The organism is Fructobacillus sp. EFB-N1 (assembly GCF_001038455.1).
In the GTDB taxonomy this organism is placed as follows: Bacteria; Bacillota; Bacilli; order Lactobacillales; family Lactobacillaceae; genus Fructobacillus; species Fructobacillus cardui.
Map to the genome: position 1 here is coordinate 1 of NZ_LDUY01000066.1, position 1,886 is coordinate 1,886.

Consider the following 1,886-nt stretch of genomic DNA (forward strand, 5'->3'; position numbering starts at 1 on the left):
ATTCTTTGGGTTTTTATTTTAAATTTTCTCGTTCGAATTAATTATAGAATCTGCCTTTTAACTAAGAGTTAATATTATTGATGGATTTCTGGTTATTGAGATCATTATTATTCTATTTTTGGAATAATGGAATTCCATTTGGAAATCAATGAACCAGCTTCGAGTGCTATTACTATTGTGCCTAAACCAATAGGACCATGAACGATAAAAGCTAAAATGACAACAATAATATCTTGAAAGCTTCGGACATCACTATATTTTAGGTTCGTTTGTTTTGATAATATAGGAGCTACTGCATCGTAAGGTGACTGTCCCATGTTGACAGACATGTAAATGGCTGAACCTAGTGTGAACAATAACAATCCAACTAACAGGATAACAATTTTTGGAAAAATTTCTAACTGAGATAGATGATATGACAGAAGAATTTGAGAAGAAATTTGAATAAATACACCAACCAAGGTCATATTTAGAACGGTTCCTATACCTATCCTATTCCTGTCACTAAACAACATATATAGAAAAACAATAAGATTAATAAGAAATTGGGTAATTGATAAGGGAATATTTAATTTTGTTGCTAGTCCAATACTCAAAGCGGTGAATGGATCGACACCTAACCCGGTTTCTCTTAATAATGACGCAGAAACACCTATAATAAATAGACCTAATAATAAATAATAAATTTTGATAGTTTTTTTCATAATAACCTTCTTAATTACATCGATATAATAAGTTAATAATATACTTTTTTTATTCCAATAGTGGAGATTAGAAGTGAACCTTATTCCCATTTTAAGCGTTATTTATTACTCAAATGAAATATTTTAGAAAAAAAACTGTGTTTTCTTTTCGAAATTAATTGATTAAAGTTTTGTTGGTATTGTTCAGCAATTTGTTTATTTTCAGCTAACTTCTTTTCCGAAATAAGTTGTAATTGTTGCGATTGGTCGAGTAGGTTTTGTAGGTTCGATATTTGAGTATCTTTGGCCTCGATTTGTTTGTTTTTTTCGGCTAATTCTCGTTGCTGATCTTCAAGTTGTCTTTCTAGTAGACCGACAACGTGTTGTCGGTCGTCGTTGTCGGTTTGTTGTCGGTCGTTGTCGGTTGAGAAATGCTTTTTTATCAGTGCTTCTCCTGATTTATCGACAAGTAGAGCGCCAACCTTGTTGTCGGTTTTAGTTGTCACATGTTGTTTCCTAAAATCAGAGGTCAAAAATCGATTAATCGCTTGTTTTGATACGCCGATTTCTTCTGATAGTTCCTTGATTGTTTTGGGCATGGTTAAATCCTAATTTTAGAGTTAAAGCGATAATTGAATTGTTTTTATATGGTCTATTATGCTATATTCCTTGTAACAAATACATACGAAAAAAGGCCATCAGCCGTCTACCAAACGAACTGATGGCCTGCACAGTAACTGTCCTAACCAGTTGCCATGCATTTATCTTCTTACAATATTAACGGGTCTCCCCTTTAAGGATATTCTAACGTTAGAAGCATAAATAATCAACCAAAAAAGACATTGGGAGATCGCATAGCAATTGCTAGGCGGTCTCCTTTTTAGTTACTGTGACGGCTTTTGCTTTCCTTTGGGCCGTTACCCTATAAGATTGAAACGGGACAGGCGTGTACCCGTCAGGTGGCTTGCAAATAGCGACCAAACCACGTCCAAAGGTTGAAGTAGCGTTTAACTGGGCAATGAATAATTGGACATGGGTTAGCTCGCCCAGCAAGTGATTGGCAAAGTAGTGGCTCCTAGATTAGCACCTAGGAGGCTCTGAGAGGCGTTTTAAGCTCAGAGCGGAAGTCTGGCTAAGCATAACCCGTCAAAGACGGGAGAGTGGGCAGAATGCTCTTTAAACGATGTTAGCGACTTGACCAAA

General features: G+C 35.6%; 2 protein-coding genes. Both read right to left on the reverse strand.

The annotated features are described in order from the left end of the window. Nucleotides 1–107: 107 nt before the first annotated feature. Complete coding sequence (locus FEFB_RS08095) at nt 108–704, reverse strand: YitT family protein (protein ID WP_047975739.1); 597 nt, start codon at nt 702–704, stop codon at nt 108–110. Between the two features lie 98 nt (nt 705–802). Further along, nucleotides 803–1,282: a hypothetical protein gene (locus FEFB_RS08100; protein ID WP_047975740.1), complete on the reverse strand. Its 480-nt coding sequence runs from the start codon at nt 1,280–1,282 to the stop codon at nt 803–805. Between the last annotated feature and the right edge of the window lie 604 nt (nt 1,283–1,886).

Bases quoted from the DNA above. Each gene is read 5' to 3' on its own strand.
- FEFB_RS08095 (WP_047975739.1), bottom strand. From the start codon at position 704: ATGAAAAAAACTATCAAAATTTATTATTTATTATTAGGTCTATTTATT.
- FEFB_RS08100 (WP_047975740.1), bottom strand. From the start codon at position 1,282: ATGCCCAAAACAATCAAGGAACTATCAGAAGAAATCGGCGTATCAAAA.